The following is a 17,602-nucleotide window of genomic DNA, read 5'->3' as shown; positions in this document are numbered from 1 at the left end:
CTCCATAAAAATGAGTCGGCTCTGCTTTCAGCGCAGAGCCGACAAATTAACTTCATTATCACTTTCTAAACCAAATCAAGAACGGCTGTCAAAATGGGTGCAGATGACAGCAACTGCCTGTTCAGGAATGATCAGCTTTCCATACTCTTCCAGCATAGCTGGTGTTACGGATGAACCTTCTCCAAATTCAGCCAGAATCGCGATTAAGGCCGCAAGCTTGGACTCTTCTACTTCTTCTGGCTCCAAATGCAAAATCCATTTTCCTCTATAATGATACAGCTTACCTGCTTCCGTAGTGTTGCTGCGGAGCATATGAGCCGCTTCTATGAGTACTTCGAAATCGCTAAACGCGTAAACGATGGAATCACTGTGCTCCATTGTGACTTCCATTTCGTAGACTTCCTCTGGAAGCTCCTCATCGGGACCCGAACCGTACTGCTGGTGATCGTATTTTCCCCGAGTGACGATAACAACCATTCCCTGAGCAGGAAGCGCAAAGACTTCAACAGCTAACGGTCCCGTGGCGTCGAAGCCCAGTTCGCTGTATGCCTGATCCATCATTTCAGTAAACAGCTCATGAACTCTTGGAATTTCTTGCCACATATCATCTTTTTGGATACCCCGTTCGCTCAAATCGTCAAAGGTAAGGAAAATCCGTATCTTGTCCTGACTTAATCTTTCTATTTTCATACTGGACCCTCCTCCTGGCAGCCGAGTGTTATTAGCAGATTATGATTCAAATATGATGCCTGTGATGAAAATGGTTCTATGTAATCATGTTATCATTTTATAATCGTAAATGCACGAATAAAAATGATAAAAAAAAGAATCATTTGAACGGCTTTAACAAAAAAGCCGCAAAATGATTCGGAATAGAGGTTTCGGGTTACAATCCCGGTACGGCTGTATGAGTTTCTTTCAGTATTTGCTCGACCTCACGTTTAACATCGGGACTTGTGCTAATAAACTCTTTAATCAACTTCATATTCTCTTCTTTGCTCTTGGCAGTTTGGGCGTTATGAACGGTTTTATCTGCTTGTGAACGATGATCATGATCCTTGTGGGTGTCTTGTGTATTCAGCGCAATATCACCCATGCCTGGAAATGCGGCGTCCATCATTTTTGTACGAGCTTTCTGTACCAAATTTCCGCCTTTTTTTCCGCCCATGTCCATGGATAAGCCCAACGCATTGCGGTTACGAGAGATCAGAGAGCTTGCGACAGCCCCCAAGACGATTCCCAGGAAAAATGAAGATGTTTTCACAATTAGAACCTCCCTTTGTGGTAGAATCAAGCATAGTGTTCGTCAGCAGAGACAAACTCATACGGTATAAATACAGGAAGGTGAGATGAATTAATGGGTACAAAAACAGCAGCCATTTTGCTAACAGCATGTCTGCTGCTTAGTGCTTGCACTGCGACGAAGCCGGAATCTGCGGATTCCAGTAACCATCAGGATTCAGTAACTTCTGATTTAAGTAACAGTGCCAAAGATCAGAGCAGTAAATCTTCCCCCAAAGGAAGCAGCAAGCAAGCAGACAGTGATGAGCAAAAATCAGTGAGTACAACAAATACACAAAATGACAAAACCGCCGTTAAGAGCAACGAGACTACAGTTCCAACAACTGCGGTTACCACTAACAAGATGTATCACTTGGACAAAGCTTACAATGTTATTCCTAATCAACAAGGTGTCGAAAAAAAAGTGGTATTGCTGACCTTTGATGATGGCCCGAAGGAAGCGGTCATGATTAACAAAATCATAGATATATTGGATAAGCACAAGGCAAAAGCGATTTTCTTCGTAAACGGTTATCGTGTAAAAGAACATCCTGAGTTACTCAAGCTTATCCATGACCGTGGACAGCCCATTGGCAACCATAGCTGGGACCACATCGTTCTCAAGAACAAGTCTGAGGCTGAGGTCAAAAAACAGATTGAAACAGTGCAAAAAATCGTTAAAGACACTACAGGCCAAGCCCCCGTATTCTTCCGTCCGCCTCATGGTGCTGGTGGAGACGTAGGTCGCAAGGTTGCTAAGGAAAATGGGCTCTTGTATATGACATGGTCCGTAGGCTCTCTGGACTGGACCATGAAAAAAAACCAACCTCATAAAACGGAAACTCTCCTCAAAAATGTAACAGAACAACTTCATCCAGGCAGCAATATTTTGATGCATGAACTGCCATGGACAGCGGAGGCACTGGACAGTCTATTGACGCGCCTTGAGCAGAAGGGCTATCAATTTGTCGATCCACAAAGCATTGAGATTCCTGCCAGTTAATTATCACTTGCTCATAGGTCAAATGTAGATGATGTAAAATTAAATGATGTAAAAAGCCCCCTCTCCGCATATTTTATGGGAGTTGGAGGCTTTTTTAGCATAATATTGCACGCACGTACTAGACGCAAGCTATCACAATGCTTTTATATCACCAAAGCATTTCACTAATGGGTGGTGCACCCTTAATTCCCCACCATAGTAGTGCTGCTGTAATGAGCACAAAAAGAGTGCTTAAAAAATTCAAAAACCACTTACTCACCCGAATACGGCGGGACGGAAACATCTCTGTCCGTGTTCGGTACTCACTGGCAGGAGTGTCCTCCTCCATTGTCACAGCAACTTCTGGTGCAGCGGCAACGTCTGCCAATTCTGGCATGGGCCGTGAAGCACGGGAGCGAACCGGTTTTGGCTTTGGCCTGTCCTCCTCCTTGCCTTTGCGGCCATTTCGGCGGCTACCATAGGTCTGCACTCTGCTAAGTTCCTGATTCATTCTTCATACCTCCGAAAACGTAACGCTAAGCCAGATATAAGGTCAATCACAAAATGACAAATGATCGGTGCCCACAGGCTGCCTGTCTGCACGTATATATATCCCAATCCATAACTGCTAAGGAAAACCCAGCCCGTGGGAATCCAGTGCCGTAAATATCGGATATGAATAACCGCAAACAAAATGCTTGTCCAATAAGGACCAAAGCTGTACTGAATCGCACCTCTAAACAAAAGTTCCTCACAGATGGAAACGATAGCAGCTATACAAATAATATGCCAAACCGGTCGATTTTGAAACAGCATTTGGTTAATACCACCGTCATCCATGGCATCCTCAGGCATGATCCGAGACAGCAGCAAATCCACTAATAGCATAGCGGCTGCCAAACCCAATCCCCACCATAAGACATGTAGCGTGTTGGGCAATGCAAACAGTTCAAACACATTTCTTTTCTGAAATATAATCCAGATTACGCCAATCAGCAGGGTCAGCCCCTGAGTTAGATACAAATTGTAAAGCAGCAAGCGGTCATTCAATTGATGAATTTGCGCTCTTTTCCATTTCACTTTAAGCTTTTTCATAGTTAGTTAGTCCTCTGCTTAGTCTTCTTTAGCATCATAGCCAAAAAGTCGGGCGGATTCAAGAAGACTTAAATCTTAATTTTTCCGCATTCTGTAGCTATGTTTCTAGTCGTCTATCCACACATGCCGCATGTCCTATTGACATGCCCATGTAAGCCATGATACATTATGAAAAAATTATTAGCGACAACAACAATGATGGAGAAAAGGTATTGATTTCGTCCTCAGAGAACCGGTGTTTGGGTGGAAGCCGGTGGCGAAGTAACTACTTTCAGCGCTCCTGAGTTATTGCATCGAGGTCTAGGTAATCATTTTCCGACATTAGATGCAATCGGCAGAAAACCGTTATCCTTTCGGTCATTATATGACCGCTGAAGGCAGTCCATTGCGAAATGGCTGCGAATTAGGGTGGTACCACGATAACTCTCGTCCCTTACTATGGAGATAGTATGTGATTCGGGAGTTTTTTTGATGCCCGAAAACCGTAAAGCAACTCCACATAAGGCCTTTGGTTGTCAGTTTGGTGCAAAATACTATTTTATTCCTTTTCTGCGTCAATGCGTTATCACACTAGTATTTAGACCGCTCTCCTATACTTTTTTAGAAGCATTTCAAGTTTTTTTCATGTTCTTTATGGAATGTATTTCAGTTCGAAGTACATCCTGTCCATAAAAGAAGTTAACTTTGAGGAGGAAACCAAATGTTTAAAGTGTTAGTATCCGATCCAATCAGTGACCTGGGCATTCAGCAACTGATGGATGCAGACGATGTCACGGTGGACAAGAACACAGGTCTCAGCGAGGATGAATTGGTTCAAATTATTGGTGACTATGACGCATTACTCGTCCGAAGTCAAACCCGGGTAACCGAACGCATCATGGCGGCAGGTAAAAACCTCAAGGTTGTCGGACGTGCCGGGGTCGGCGTGGACAACATCGACCTTGAAGCAGCAACACAACGCGGGATTATCGTTATTAATGCTCCTGACGGCAATACAATTACGACATGTGAACACACTTTTGCCATGATGATGGCACTGGCTCGCCATATTCCACAGGCTTACGCTAAAACTATCGGTGGTACATGGGATCGTAAAACATTTCTCGGTGTCGAACTACGTAACAAAACACTTGGAGTTCTCGGCATGGGACGTATCGGCAGTGAGGTGGCTAAACGCGCCAAAGCATTTGGCATGAGCATCCTTGGTTATGATCCGTTTCTGACTGAAGAACGTGCTGAGAAGCTGGGCATCAAGCTGGCCAGCGTGGACGAAATTATCCGCAACGCAGATTTCATGACCGTACACACGCCATTAACACCAGAAACCAAGCATATGATTGCTCGTCCGCAGTTTGAAGTGATGAAAAAAGGAATGCGCATCATCAACTGTGCCCGAGGCGGAGTTATCGATGAAATGGCTCTTGTTGAAGCCATCGATGAAGGTATCGTTGCCGGTGCAGCCTTTGACGTATTCGAGTCGGAACCACCAGCACAGGATCATCCGTTCCTGAGCCATCCAAAAATTATCGTTACACCACATCTGGGTGCATCGACCGTCGAAGCTCAGGAGAACGTGGCGATCGACGTATCTGAGCAGGTGCTGCATATTTTACGTGATGAGCCGTTTAAAAATGCGGTCAACATGCCTCCAGTACCATCCAATGTCATGACGCAATTGCAGCCATATTTCTCGCTTGGAGAGAAGCTGGGCAGCTTTGCCGCTCAAATCACCAATCAGGCTGTACGTGAAATTCAGGTAGATTATGCTGGCGATTTGTCTTCTGTGGATACACAGCCGCTCACACGTTATATTTTGAAAGGTGTACTTAGCCGTCATCTGGGCAGCGATGTGAACATCGTGAACTCTGTGCATCTTGCCAAAACACGTGACGTTCATCTCATCGTCTCTCAGGCGCCTGCCACCAAGGGTTTCACCAACCTGATTACCGTTACGCTCAAAACACAAAGCGGCGAAGAGCAACGTGTTTCCGGTACCCTGCTAGCAGGCTATGGTGAACGTATTGTTCGATTAAACCAGTTCCCGGTAGATGTCGCACCGGAGGCTCATTTCCTGCTTATCTCACACAATGATAAACCCGGCATTATCGGCCGTGTCGGCACCTTGCTTGGGGAGAACAGCGTCAACATTGCTTCTATGCAAGTAGGTCGTAAAATTGTTGGCGGTGAAGCCATCATGATCCTGACCGTTGACAAAGCTGTGCCTAAAGACGTGCTGATTCAACTCGTAGGCTTACCAGAACTGAATACTGCCCAAGAAGTAGTACTGGATTAATTCCAGTCAGTGTTGAAAAACTCCTTGGTTTTATTTATAAGAGAGGCGCCGGCTACCGAGGCGCCTTTTCTTATACCCTTATCTAACATAGAAGCATCCATCTTGAAACAGAATGTTCCACGTTGAACAAGATAAATGTTGATTTTTCAACAAAAAGCACCCTCTTCCGAGGATGCCTGCAAACTGGGGTATATGAGCCGTCGTTATAAGCTTGTTACAGAGCCCAGCCTTGTTTTATTGGAGATCGGCAACAAAATAGTAAATTCCGTCCCTTCTCCTAGTACGCTAGAAGCTGAGACAGAGCCTCCGTGAGCCTCTACGATGTTTCTAACAATAGCAAGCCCCAGCCCAGTCCCTTTGTCTTCACCACGTACTCTGGCTTTGTCTGCCTTGTAGAAGCGGTCAAAAATATAAGGTAGATCCTCACTGGCAATGCCCACACCTTCATCCTTAATCCGAATGCGGATTAACTCATTCCGTTCTCCCAGAATTTGATCCGCCGCAATGGTAACTTTTTTCCCAGAGGGCGTATGTCTGAACGCATTATCCAGTAAATTGGTCAACACCTGCTCCAGTCTGTCTTCATCTGCCTCAGGCAACACTAAGCGTTGACCTGGCTCATAATAATCGAGTGTCAGTCCTCGTTCCTTGGAACGAACCGTAAATTTCCGGTGAACACGCTCGATCAGTTCATTCACATCCACTTCCTGACGGTACATATCTGTATGACCTGCCTCCATTCGGGCCAAGTCGAGCAGATCCTTGACTAACCTTCCCATACGTAATGATTCGTCATGGATGACCTGTACTAGCTCCTCGGACTCTTCCGGTGAACCTGCCATGCCGTCCAGCAAAGCCTCACTGTATCCCTGCATCATAGATAAGGGTGTACGGATTTCATGGGATACGTTGGCTACAAAATCACTGCGCATCTTCTCAAGTTTTACTTCTTCCGTAATATCTCTAAGTACAGCTACTGCACCACGAATAGCGTTATCTGTATACAGCGGCGCCATTTGCACTGACCACGAGCCTTTCTTGACATGGATGTAGTCTCCGACATCCTCGCCTCTGTCCATAACCGTATGGAACAAAGGCAGCAAAGGCTCAGGAACAGAAGCTCCAAATTCCTCCAGATCACGTTCCTGCCACTCCAGCTTTTTCCAAATATCCAGCAAACTTTGTGCAGGCGGATTCGTCAAGATGATTTGTCCACTTCTGTCGAAGGTAATTACGGCATCAGACATACTTCGCAGTACACTGGATAAATGGTTTTTCTCCTCATTCAGACTGCGGATCGTCGCTTCCAGTTCCGTAGACATATGGTTAAAAGTTTTCGCCAGCTCTCCAATCTCATCGCTGGTCACCAGCGAAAGCCGAGTATCATACCTTCCCTCACGGATGGCATTCGCCGCCTGAATCAACAGCTGCATAGGCTGTGTGATTTTAGTAAAAAGAAATAGAGCAAAAAAGGTCGTCAATAAAAATCCGACGATACATGTATAGGTGAATAAATGCTTGATTTCCGTCGATTCATGCGCCGCAAAATTTCTATTGATATATGGCAATAAAAAAAGCCCCAGAAAAATAAGCACAGAACCTACAAGACAAATGATGGTGATCCACAGCTTGCCTACCAGCGATCTCCAGAAGTTCACGTTATTTTGGAACCTCCAGCTTATAACCTACGCCCCATACGGTCGTAATCATAGCCGCTGCCTCTGGCGATACCTTATTCAGCTTTTCACGAAGCCGTTTCACATGCGTATCCACAGTGCGGAGATCACCAAAGAATTCGTAATTCCAAACATCTTTCAGCAGTTCTTCGCGTGAGAAGACTTTATCTGGCGACACCGCCAAATAATGCAATAGCTCGTACTCTTTAGGCGTTAGACTGATTTCAATTCCGCCTGCAGTTACCCGGTGGGCATCATGCTCAATAATAAGATTTGGAAAAACAATACTATTGCTTGGCACAGCCTCTTTCGTTAAAAAAGCCGTCTCCGACGATCGTCTTAAAATTGCCTTTACCCGGTAAATGACCTCTCGCGGGCTGAAGGGCTTGACCACATAATCATCAGCTCCAACTTCGAAGCCTTGCACGCGGTTCACTTCCTCGCCTTTGGCTGTCAGCATAATCACAGGCGTAGATTTGGTTTGACGTAGACGTGTACACACTTCAATCCCGTCCATACCCGGAAGCATCACATCGAGCAAAATAATACTGTAATCGCTTGCAGTCGCTTTTTGGAGAGCAATCTCACCATCCTCAGCTTCTTCAATTTCGTATCCTTCTTTTTCCAGATACATCCGCAGAAGGCGGCGAATGCGTTCTTCATCATCTACAATTAATATGCGGTTGCTTTGTTCTGACATATTCCCAGCCCCTTCGCTAAAAAAAGCATTCTCTCTATTTTACTATTTTCCCGTGCTTGGTCAAACTTTACTCTCATCCAACAGCCTCTTTACACCAAAAAGGCCGGGGTTATGACCCCCGTCCTGTCCGTTTCTTTTTCGTGTTGTCTGATTTGGCAAGTTGAATGAGACGGTTGATTTCGTCCTTGGTTAGGGGTCTGGTGAGACCACGCTTCAAGTTTTGCAGCAATAGATCCCCAAAGGCAATCCGCTTGAGTCTGATGACTGGGTGCGAAATGGCCTCAAACATCCGTCTTACCTGGCGATTTCTGCCTTCATAAATGGTAATCTGGATCACAGATTCCTTACCGTCCGGATCTACATCCTTATATTCTACCTCGGCCGGTGCAGTAATGCCATCCTCCAGCACGATTCCTTTTTTCAGCTTATCCAGCTCAGTACCGTGCGGAACGCCTTTGACTGTAGCCACATACGTCTTCGGCACATGATGCTTGGGATGGGTGAGCAGATTGGCGAACTCTCCGTCATTGGTAAGCAACAGCAACCCTTCAGTGTCGTAATCGAGACGTCCGACCGGATATACGCGTTCCTTGACGCCTTTCAGATAGTCAGACACAATTTTGCGACCTTCCGGATCGGAAGCGCTTGTAATGACCCCTTTGGGTTTGTTCATCATCAAATAGATTTTTTTCTCAGTTTTGATCGGGCGTCCCTTTACTGTAATCATATCTTGATCAGGGTCTGCTTTCGTTCCCAGCTCAGTTACGGTAACCCCGTTAACTTCCACACTGCCCGCCTGAATAAGCTCCTCACATTTACGTCTGGAAGCTACACCGGCTTGGGCCAATATTTTCTGCAATCTTTCCATGTTCGCTAATTCACCTCATGCTAATGATACCCATCCATGAGCAAAATCACAACCCCCGTTCAAAAAACGATGCAAAATTCAAAATACAAGCAAACAAATGGCAATAGCCGCCACAAAACCAACCACATCTGAAAATAGTCCCACTTTCAACGCATATCGTCCATTGCGGATACCTACCGCACCAAAGTATACAGTTAATACATACAGCGTCGTATCTGTGCTGCCCTGAATCGTTGAAGCAATCCGACCGATCATGGAATCAGGACCATAAGTACGAATTAAATCCGTCGTGAACGCAAGTGAACCCGTACCCGTCAATGGACGGAGCAAACCTAAAGGCAGCACCTCGCCAGGTACGCCCCAGTTTTTAATCCACGGGGTTACCCAGGATATTACATAGTCCAAAGCGCCGGATGCTCGAAAAATACTAATCGCCACCATCATGCCTACAAGATGAGGAATAATGCTGATGGCGGTAGAAAAGCCGTCTTTGGCTCCATCTACAAAAGAATCGTAGACAGGCACCTTTTTGGCATATGCATATAAAGGAATAAAAGCGAGAATAACCGGGATGGCCCAAGTCGATACGAGGTTAATAAAATTCAGCATGCCTCCCTCATCCTTTCCAAGTGGTGTCCCTGCCCTTGGTAGCTGTGATTCCCGTTCGCGGTACGGCAGGTGAAGATACGGGCGGTACATGTGAAGAAACCACAGATGTTGGTGCAGGCGAGGTACGTGGCGCCAAGGAAGTCTGAGACGGCGGATTCGCTGGAGGACGGCGACGCAATTCTCGACTACGATACCAACGATCCGCCGCAATGGCGGCAAAGGTAGCTATTGCAGTCGCCACCAGTGTCGTTCCGACGATTTCAGCCGGGTGTGCGGAGTGAAAATTTAGCCGAATGGCGATCAACGTTGTAGGAATAAGCGTAATGCTGGCTGTATTCAGCGCGAGCAGCGTACACATGGCGGGTGTAGCGGTTTGCTTATCAGGATTGAGTGTTTGTAACTCTTGCATCGCCTTGATCCCCATTGGTGTTGCTGCATTCCCCAGTCCGAGTAGATTGGCGCTCATATTGGACAAAATGTAGCCCATAGCGGGATGATTACGAGGAACATCAGGAAAGAGAAAGGCGACCAAAGGAGAAAGCAGCTTAGATATTTTCTGTAAGAGCCCACCGTCTTCAGCCAGCCTCATCATACCCATCCAGAATACCAGCACACTTATCAGTCCAAAGCATACTGTAACACCCGTAGTTGCCCCGTCAAAAGCTGCCTTCGTCACCACCTCTATATTTCCCTGTGCGGCTGCAAATACAAATCCTATACAAATCAAAGCCACCCATATGAGATGAATCATGACTGATTCCCCCTTTTCCCAATGATGTGACACCGCAGCTTTATAACATCAAGCCTACTTGCCTTATGCTCCGAACAGATTTTCAAGAATTTCATTCCATTTGCTCGTCCAACCTCGTTGTTGAGTATGGTTTGCAGGAACTTGTGCAGTCGGAGCCTCCTGCTGTGGCTGCACAATAGTTTGAGCAGGCAGCTTACTACCTTTTTCATATACAGGAACGGAACCGATCAATTTACCTTCCAGTAAAAATTCGATCCGTCCTCGTAAACCAAAAGACACGTCAGCTCTATCTGCCGAAGCGGAATTTTTAAACAATACCAGTCTTTTGTGCAATTGAGTCTTCTCACCCTCATGTAAAGGATAAGAAAAACTCGCACCTGTCAAGAGGGGGTAACCCTCAATAGGCTGCTGTTTGTCCGTAATCGGAATGAGGGGATAATAGCGGAAGCCGTAATCAAGCATACGGGCATGATCATTCCAATCGTCCCCGTCATTCAAGGTAACAGCAGCCAGCTGACGCCCCTCACGTGTGGCCGAGCTGACTAGACAGCGAAACGCTTTTTTAGTATAGCCTGTTTTTACACCGTCAGCTCCCTCATACAGCCGCAGCATTTTGTTTTTATTATGCCATGAGTAGTCCCAGGAATCGTTGGGGTTCGGTGCTTTTTTCAGTTCTGTTTTTACGATACGGGCAAAAGTTGGATTATGCAGCGCATAAGCGGTGAGCCGGGCCATATCGTTGGCTGAGGAATAATGTCCGTCGGCATCCAGCCCATGAGGATTAGCAAAATGTGTATGGCTTAGCCCAAGCTGAACCGCTTTGTCATTCATTAAATGGACAAATCCCTCTTCTGTTCCACCCACATGCTCGGCAATGGCAGAAGCTGCATCATTACCAGAACGGAGCATTAAGCCATACAGCATATTTTCCAGCGTCATTTGTTCACCCATCTGCAAAAAAAGCGATGATCCTTCTTTGGCATACGCCGTTGAACTCACCTTTACTCGGTCCTGCAAGCGTCCATGTTCAATGGCTACAATTGCAGTCATAATTTTGGTTAGGCTAGCTATACGGAGCTCCCGGTCACCTTCGGCTGAATATATGATCCGTCCTGAAGTGACATCAATTAAAGAAGCAGCCTGGGCATGAGTTCCTAACGTGGGCGGTGTTGCTTCTGTTCTCATTGCTCCCAGAACAGGCTGTGGACTCAGCAATGTAAGCGACAATGACAAAATAAGCATAAGCGCTAGCGGCAAAACAAATGCGCGTGCCTTATTCCTATAATGGATGTGGTCCGCATGGATATGTTGTTTTTTTTTAAACATTTGGATTCCTCCGGTTTTGAGCAAGTCTTGTACCATTCTATGTCCAAGCTGTTCAAAGTATGTCCACCTTTATAACAGAAAATTCCTTATACAGGACAGTCATTAGCCGCTCCTGTTTTGCTTTCTTTCTACGTTAACCAAGCAACTTGCAATCCTGAACACATATAATATTAGTTACTAACGTTAAATATGAAATCGAGGGGGGGTACAACATGCAGCGATTACAGTTTGAAATGATTTTAAGATCGCGGATTGTAGAGTCCGCACAAGCATTACATCAAAGTGGTGTATCCTTTGCCACTTTTGCTACCGCGCGTTGCAACCCGCAATTTTGGGAGTTAACGGAAAAAGGCGGTTTTCGGATCAAAGCAGGCGTCACTCCGGCGCAGGGGATCAGAGATATCTTTATAAATGGTCAACAATACGCTTTTGAATGTGCAACAGCAATGGTTATTGTGTTGTACAAAGGAGTACTGGATTCCATTCTGGAAAGTGAGTTTAATCAGATTTTTGCAGATATGCTGTTGTATGATTGGCAATATGACAGTGATCTCAGGCTTATACAACAGCAAGGCAGCCATAAAGCAGTACCTGGGGACATCCTGTATTTCAACAATCCAGATGTGTCGTCCGATTCATTGGAATGGAAGGGAGAAAATGTCGTCAAATTGAAGGAAGATTCATTCTATGGCCATGGGATTGGCATCTTGCCAGCTCAAGGTATTATTGATTCTCTTAATCGACATCGTCGCCCCGATGCCACGGTATCTGCTTATTTGACAAATGAAGTGATCTACCCAGACTTCGTTTACCTATCACAGTTCGCACCCGAAGAAAACCGAGAAAATGAACTATCAGTGAATACATTTTATTACCAAGAATTCAGTCACTGTATACATGCTGTCATTGGCGGAAGGCAGTATATTCAGGAATAGGGCTGAGTGCATACTAAAAAGAAGGTATTCCTAGGCCATTCTTTGGCTTGGGGATACCTTCTTAAGAGGACACTTTTAATTTCAATAACTTTTACAAGTAAGCCGGTCCAGATTGACTTTGATCCGTATTAGCATTTGCAGGTACCTGTGGAGGTGGAGTCTGCATGTTGCTGCCTGAATTCTGGAAGATAGACTGAACCTTATCGATCAGGTATGGTGTGGAGTCGATGATTTTCTCAAACAGATGCGTTTGATTGTCCAACGGAACGATTTGTGCTCCCTGTTTGCCGACAACTAGAAAGGCAATGGGATGAATAGATACACCACCACCGCTACCGCCACCAAAAGGATGTACTTCCTTCCCACTATGATTACCCGATGAGGAAGTATGAAGCGACTCTTCATCTACGTTAAAATCACTTCCGCCGGCTGCGAAGCCAAATCCTACCTTACTGATTGGCAAAATAACGGAACCATCTGGTGTTTCCACTGCGTCTCCCACAATCGTATTGACGTCCACCATGGCCTTGATGTTCTCCATCGCGGTTTGCATGAGCCCTTGAATCGGATGATCTGACATGCTTTATTCCTCCTCTGCTTATCTCAAGCGTAGACTGCTTTTCTTTCGCTATTGTGCGCAAAGGTTCAGGAAATATGTATGTCAAATCCTCTACACTGTTTATTCTTTACTGTTGGCTTGATGATTCTCAGGAGCTTTAGAAATAACCCGCTTCCATGCCTCTAGGCCTCCCGGAACGCGCCATATGCGGAAAGCTAATCTGAGCATGGAAAAGATTAAATAACCGAACGATATTTTTGCTTCACAATTCAAAATGGTAGTAAAACGTAGCCGGTCCACCCAATAAGGCACCACAAACACCTTTGGGGTACATTCCATGCGCACAATGCTGGAGGCAAAACCGATCAAGCTCGTTTTTAATCCCCACAACATACCAGTTGAGGTCGCTGTATAAGCTGCGTCAGCCAGACTAATATTGGTAGACCACTCCATTTTCGACACTGTTACATGGGCCAATGTATGTCTCAGCCATCGCTGTAAGGATTGTGTACCCTTGAGCAAAACCCGTATATCATGTATAAATTGCTTGATTTTTTCGGTGTCAATATTTCCGCTATCCACAGAAGCATCCGTTTTATGTATATTTTTATTGCGGTCAAGCCGATAGAGAAGCCCTTTTTTCAAACCTGTAATGAGAATGGCTGGAATATCGTAATCCATTTTGATCAACCCGTATAGAAATCTGATCTCTAAATGCGCCCGATCATCATTGTCATGCTTGGCAATTTCCAGCTTCAATCGAATACGAGAGAGCAGAATAGCCAGTACAATGAATATAACGATGATGATGGCGATACTGATCCATTTCCACACTGGCGAGTCCTCCCTACCTTTTTGCTATAGAATATCATGGCAAAAATAGTATGACCTTTCAGCGGGAAATCATGCATCTTAAAATGCCAAACAGCCAGCCCTCAACGACGTAAGGACTGGCTGTCTTTTGAATTTTTTGAATTTAAGATTCCGGATCCGAATCGTTCTCCGTAGGCTTGCTACTCTCCAGACGCTCGAACAATAGCTGTGTCTCTTCTTCTAAATTGTCTGAATCCTCGAACTGCTCCGGTTGCGGTAGATCTTCAAGAGAGCCTAGACCGAAATAATCCAAAAATGATTTCGTCGTTCCGTACAATATTGGTCGTCCGATGGCCTCAGCTCGACCTTTCTCTTCAATGAGCTCCTTGTTGACCAGTGTATGTATGGCCCGCTCGGATTTGACACCTCGAATCTCTTCGATTTCAACTCTTGTAATGGGCTGGCGGTAGGCCACAATGGCCAGTGTCTCCAAAGCAGCTTGAGACAATGAGGCACGTGCCGGAGAGTAGGCGAGCTTTTCAAAATAAGGTGCATGTTCGGATAAAGTTGCAAGCTGATAATGACCAGCAATACGGACAAGCTGCAGGCCTCTTCCTCCTTGCTCCATATCCTGTTTCATATCCTCCAGACACTTTTCAACCAGCTCTTGCTGCTGTTCTACAATGTCGGCGATCTGCTTGGTGGACAACCCTTCCTCTCCCGCGAGAAACAGCAGCCCCTCAATAATTGATTTCAGCTTCAGATAATCCATTAACCCGTAAATCCCCTCTCCACTCCATTACAATATCATCGAAAAGCTTCTCCTGATAACAGAAGATTTGCTTCATTTTCATCAATTCAAGGATAGCCAAAAAGGTTACAACCACCTCATGCCGATACATATCCTCATGCATCAGCTTGGAGAACAGCAGCCGTCCTCCATTCCCCACCTTCTCTAACGCCCCGATAACTTGCCGGATACGGTCCTTGACTGAAATTTCGTCCCGATGAACACGGGTTACCGTCGTACGTCGTTCAGCTTTGCGCAATGCACGCTGAAAGGCCGCGACCAAATCGCTCGCATGCAGCCCATGCACCGGATTTGCGGGTTCGGTTGGCAGGAATGCGCTCAAATCTTCCGGCTCCTTGCCATAAATCAGACTACGTTCCCACTCCCGTTCGCTGAGATGGCGAGCAATCCCTTTGTATTTACGATACTCCACCAGCTTGCGAACCAGTTCCTCGCGTGGATCATAGTCTTCTTCTTCATAAAAATCCAAATCGTCATATTCCATCACAGGTGGCTTGGGAAGCAACAATTTACTCTTAATGGATAAGAGCGTCGCCGCCATCACTAGAAACTCGCTTGTAATGTCCAGTTCCAGCTCCTGCATACTGTGCAAAAAAGCCATGTACTGATCAGTAATATCGCTAATCGGGATATCCTGAATGTCGATCTCGGCTTTATCAATCAGATGCAACAGTAGATCCAGCGGACCCTCGAATGTTTCCAGCTTGTAATTTACGACTGTCAATGTGCTTCCCCCTGCCTTACTCCAATCATCATTCAACAATACCTTTCCCCATTAGCACTTATGCTCTACGTTATCAATCCCTCTTTCTGTAGTATATACGTCATCGCCTTGCTTAACAATCTAATCCCTTTTCCACTTTGCAGTTTATGCCGTTCTTTCAGCCATTTATATCATTAGAACTGCTTACCGAGATTGGCCATTTCAATCGCAGCCAGCGCAGAATCCCAACCTTTATTACCAGCCTTTGTACCTGCCCGTTCTATGGCCTGCTCAATATTTTCCGTAGTCACTACACCAAAAATAATAGGGACACCCGTTTTCAGACTGCTTGCCGCCACACCCTTGGCCACTTCATTGCAGACGATATCATAGTGTGAAGTAGAACCACGGATAACCGTGCCAAGCGTAATGACAGCATCATACTTTCCACTTGCGGCCATTTTTTGTGCAATAAGCGAGATTTCAAATGCACCCGGCACCCACGCTACATCAATTTCACCTTCCTGTGCACCATGTCGTTGAAGTGCATCAAGTGCACCGCTCAACAGTTTGCTTGTAATAAATTCATTAAATCTGCCCACCACAATACCATACTTTAAACCATTCGATACGAGATTACCTTCCAGAAAACGTGCCATGCTTATCAACCTCTCTTTTTTTTGAATTATTTACAATGACAAACGACGACGGTAGTCGATTAAATGCTGAATGCTAATCAGCTTCAATTGATGTCGCTTGGCGATCACGACCAAATCAGGTAAGCGGGCCATCGAACCATCTTCCTTTATAATTTCGCAAATGACCCCGGCAGGCTTAAAGCCGCTGAGTCGGGCCAGATCGACAGCCGCTTCAGTATGACCGGCACGCTGCAAGACCCCACCATCGCGAGCAATTAGTGGGAACATGTGACCAGGTTTGCGAAAATCGCTTCCCGTGATTACTTCGTCGGCTAAGGCACGAACAGTCAAAGAGCGCTCAGCCGCTGAAATCCCCGTTGTTGTCTTCATATGATCTACCGATACCGTAAAGGCGGTACCGTGAAAATCTGTGTTTTGCTCTACCATAGGATGCAATTCCAATGCCTTGGCTCGGTGCTGTGTGATCGGCACACAGACCAATCCGCGACCTTCTGTAATCATGAAATTGATCACCTCGGGCGATGCTTTTTCAGCCAAAGCGATAAAGTCGCCTTCATTTTCCCGCTGTTCATCATCCACTACAATAACGACTTTGCCGTTCTTTAAATCCTCCAATGCTTCTTCGATGGAATCCAATCGAATCTCTTCGTCGTGGTGCAACTCATCCTGCTCCATGATGTTTGTCGTTGCACTTGTTTGGATGCCTCTATCCATAACCCTCTCCTCCTTATGTCTTGTGTCACGAATGCTCCTGAACCAATTTTTCTATTATTCTGTAACAGGCTGTATCAGGCAAAGCCGTGTTTCGCCAAATAGTCCAAACTAAGTGGGGCTTGATCGGCTCTCTCCATCGACGCTGAACCTCTGTAATGTAAAAGTTGCTCCACATATTTGCCCAATATATCGCATTCAATATTCACGGTATCTCCCTCACGTTTGGCTCGTAAGGCCGTTTCGGCTAAGGTGTGGGGGATAATAGATACAGCAAAGCTATTTCTCGTCCGCTGCGCGACTGTGAGGCTGATACCATCAATTGTAATTGACCCTTTGAGAAGAACATATTTAAATAATGCTTGATCAGAAGGCTCAACTTCGAACACTACCGCATTCTGCTCTGATGTCACTCCGCGAATCGTACCCGTCCCGTCCACATGTCCCTGTACGATATGTCCTCCGAATCTTCCACTCGCCGCCATCGCCCGCTCCAAATTGACTCGACTGCCGGATCTGAGTTCCCTTAGATTACTGCTGCGAAAAGTCTCAGGCATCACATCAACCTTAAAATCTTTAGTACCAATCTGTATTGCCGTCAGGCAAACACCATTCACCGAGACACTGTCGCCTATTTTCAAATCGTCCAATACCACAGAACCCGAAATACCCAGCACCATCGCTTCACCACTTTTGGAAATACTTTGAATGCGACCCACTTCCTCGACCAATCCGGTAAACATGCTTTCACTCCTTTCCACTACATTTCAGTTTATCCCTAATTCATCAGCTGTAAGCGCAAATAACCCCCAGTCAGGATTCAATCCGTC

General features: G+C 45.7%; 20 protein-coding genes and 1 other annotated feature. Of the genes, 3 read left to right on the top strand and 17 right to left on the bottom strand.

Translation table 11 applies throughout. The annotated features are described in order from the left end of the window. Nucleotides 1-75 precede the first annotated feature (75 nt). On the bottom strand, nucleotides 76-690 hold the full coding sequence (locus ACXHJ1_RS17410; protein WP_016822229.1) for a genetic competence negative regulator: 615 nt from the start codon (nucleotides 688-690) through the stop codon (nucleotides 76-78). A gap of 196 nt (nucleotides 691-886) precedes the next feature. Beyond that, on the bottom strand, nucleotides 887-1,264 hold the full coding sequence (locus ACXHJ1_RS17405; RefSeq protein WP_013371707.1) for a hypothetical protein: 378 nt from the start codon (nucleotides 1,262-1,264) through the stop codon (nucleotides 887-889). Nucleotides 1,265-1,357: 93 nt separating this feature from the next. On the opposite strand from ACXHJ1_RS17405, the gene ACXHJ1_RS17400 reads away from it, so the two are divergent. Then, nucleotides 1,358-2,284, top strand: a complete 927-nt coding sequence (locus ACXHJ1_RS17400; RefSeq protein WP_318300543.1) for a polysaccharide deacetylase family protein — start codon at nucleotides 1,358-1,360, stop codon at nucleotides 2,282-2,284. Between the two features lie 148 nt (nucleotides 2,285-2,432). Here the strand turns inward: ACXHJ1_RS17400 and ACXHJ1_RS17395 are convergent, their stop codons facing one another. Then, entirely contained in the window at nucleotides 2,433-2,774 is a 342-nt protein-coding gene (locus ACXHJ1_RS17395) for a hypothetical protein (protein ID WP_017427534.1), read from the bottom strand. Continuing rightward, entirely contained in the window at nucleotides 2,771-3,358 is a 588-nt protein-coding gene (locus ACXHJ1_RS17390) for a type II CAAX endopeptidase family protein (RefSeq protein ID WP_017427533.1), read from the bottom strand. The genes ACXHJ1_RS17395 and ACXHJ1_RS17390 overlap by 4 nt, the downstream gene beginning before the upstream one ends. A gap of 186 nt (nucleotides 3,359-3,544) precedes the next feature. After that, nucleotides 3,545-3,795, top strand: a binding site (T-box leader). A 263-nt stretch (nucleotides 3,796-4,058) separates the two neighbouring features. Between ACXHJ1_RS17390 and serA the strand changes: the two genes are divergently transcribed. Continuing rightward, nucleotides 4,059-5,651, top strand: coding sequence for a phosphoglycerate dehydrogenase (gene serA / locus ACXHJ1_RS17385; protein WP_013371711.1), 1,593 nt, complete (start codon nucleotides 4,059-4,061; stop codon nucleotides 5,649-5,651). A gap of 203 nt (nucleotides 5,652-5,854) precedes the next feature. On the opposite strand, the gene ACXHJ1_RS17380 is transcribed toward serA, so the two are convergent. The 6 genes from ACXHJ1_RS17380 to ACXHJ1_RS17355 all read right to left on the bottom strand — a co-directional run bounded on the left by ACXHJ1_RS17380 (nucleotide 5,855) and on the right by ACXHJ1_RS17355 (nucleotide 11,581). Further along, nucleotides 5,855-7,309 carry an ATP-binding protein gene (locus tag ACXHJ1_RS17380; RefSeq protein WP_016822235.1) on the bottom strand — a complete coding sequence of 485 codons (1,455 nt, stop codon included), beginning with the start codon at nucleotides 7,307-7,309 and terminating at the stop codon, nucleotides 5,855-5,857. A 1-nt stretch (nucleotide 7,310) separates the two neighbouring features. Next, on the bottom strand, nucleotides 7,311-8,027 hold the full coding sequence (locus tag ACXHJ1_RS17375) for a response regulator transcription factor (protein WP_013371713.1): 717 nt from the start codon (nucleotides 8,025-8,027) through the stop codon (nucleotides 7,311-7,313). Nucleotides 8,028-8,136: 109 nt separating this feature from the next. Beyond that, nucleotides 8,137-8,895 carry a pseudouridine synthase gene (locus ACXHJ1_RS17370; protein WP_013371714.1) on the bottom strand — a complete coding sequence of 253 codons (759 nt, stop codon included), beginning with the start codon at nucleotides 8,893-8,895 and terminating at the stop codon, nucleotides 8,137-8,139. Nucleotides 8,896-8,973: 78 nt separating this feature from the next. Then, nucleotides 8,974-9,504 carry a spore maturation protein gene (locus ACXHJ1_RS17365; protein ID WP_014599983.1) on the bottom strand — a complete coding sequence of 177 codons (531 nt, stop codon included), beginning with the start codon at nucleotides 9,502-9,504 and terminating at the stop codon, nucleotides 8,974-8,976. A gap of 7 nt (nucleotides 9,505-9,511) precedes the next feature. Further along, on the bottom strand, nucleotides 9,512-10,255 hold the full coding sequence (locus tag ACXHJ1_RS17360) for a nucleoside recognition domain-containing protein (RefSeq protein WP_044785216.1): 744 nt from the start codon (nucleotides 10,253-10,255) through the stop codon (nucleotides 9,512-9,514). Between the two features lie 63 nt (nucleotides 10,256-10,318). After that, the gene (locus ACXHJ1_RS17355) at nucleotides 10,319-11,581 is read right to left on the bottom strand and encodes a D-alanyl-D-alanine carboxypeptidase family protein (RefSeq protein ID WP_457904961.1); all 1,263 of its coding nucleotides are present in this window, start codon (nucleotides 11,579-11,581) and stop codon (nucleotides 10,319-10,321) included. Between the two features lie 212 nt (nucleotides 11,582-11,793). Between ACXHJ1_RS17355 and ACXHJ1_RS17350 the strand changes: the two genes are divergently transcribed. Continuing rightward, nucleotides 11,794-12,516: a hypothetical protein gene (locus ACXHJ1_RS17350; RefSeq protein ID WP_044785218.1), complete on the top strand. Its 723-nt coding sequence runs from the start codon at nucleotides 11,794-11,796 to the stop codon at nucleotides 12,514-12,516. Nucleotides 12,517-12,607: 91 nt separating this feature from the next. Here ACXHJ1_RS17350 and ytfJ read toward each other — a convergent pair whose 3' ends face one another. From ytfJ to ribE, 7 genes are all read right to left on the bottom strand, one after another. After that, a complete protein-coding gene (gene ytfJ / locus ACXHJ1_RS17345; protein WP_016822238.1) occupies nucleotides 12,608-13,096 on the bottom strand; it encodes a GerW family sporulation protein in 489 nt (162 codons plus the stop codon). A gap of 99 nt (nucleotides 13,097-13,195) precedes the next feature. Next, nucleotides 13,196-13,909, bottom strand: coding sequence for a DUF2953 domain-containing protein (locus ACXHJ1_RS17340; protein ID WP_102999122.1), 714 nt, complete (start codon nucleotides 13,907-13,909; stop codon nucleotides 13,196-13,198). 142 nt (nucleotides 13,910-14,051) lie between these two features. Continuing rightward, a complete protein-coding gene (gene scpB, locus ACXHJ1_RS17335; protein WP_457904960.1) occupies nucleotides 14,052-14,660 on the bottom strand; it encodes an SMC-Scp complex subunit ScpB in 609 nt (202 codons plus the stop codon). After that, nucleotides 14,629-15,423, bottom strand: coding sequence for a segregation and condensation protein A (locus ACXHJ1_RS17330; RefSeq protein ID WP_017427525.1), 795 nt, complete (start codon nucleotides 15,421-15,423; stop codon nucleotides 14,629-14,631). Before ACXHJ1_RS17330 ends, scpB begins: the two co-directional genes overlap by 32 nt. Before the next feature lie 173 nt (nucleotides 15,424-15,596). Then, nucleotides 15,597-16,061 carry a 6,7-dimethyl-8-ribityllumazine synthase gene (gene ribH, locus ACXHJ1_RS17325; RefSeq protein ID WP_017427524.1) on the bottom strand — a complete coding sequence of 155 codons (465 nt, stop codon included), beginning with the start codon at nucleotides 16,059-16,061 and terminating at the stop codon, nucleotides 15,597-15,599. A 30-nt stretch (nucleotides 16,062-16,091) separates the two neighbouring features. Further along, complete coding sequence (ribB, locus tag ACXHJ1_RS17320; protein ID WP_185094028.1) at nucleotides 16,092-16,775, bottom strand: 3,4-dihydroxy-2-butanone-4-phosphate synthase; 684 nt, start codon at nucleotides 16,773-16,775, stop codon at nucleotides 16,092-16,094. A 74-nt stretch (nucleotides 16,776-16,849) separates the two neighbouring features. Beyond that, nucleotides 16,850-17,515 carry a riboflavin synthase gene (gene ribE / locus ACXHJ1_RS17315; protein ID WP_457904959.1) on the bottom strand — a complete coding sequence of 222 codons (666 nt, stop codon included), beginning with the start codon at nucleotides 17,513-17,515 and terminating at the stop codon, nucleotides 16,850-16,852. Nucleotides 17,516-17,602 lie beyond the last annotated feature (87 nt).

It is taken from the genome of Paenibacillus sp. ALE2 (genome assembly GCF_054113385.1).
The sequence above is the reverse complement of the archived record's forward strand: the minus strand, read 5'-3'. Positions and strand labels throughout refer to the sequence as shown.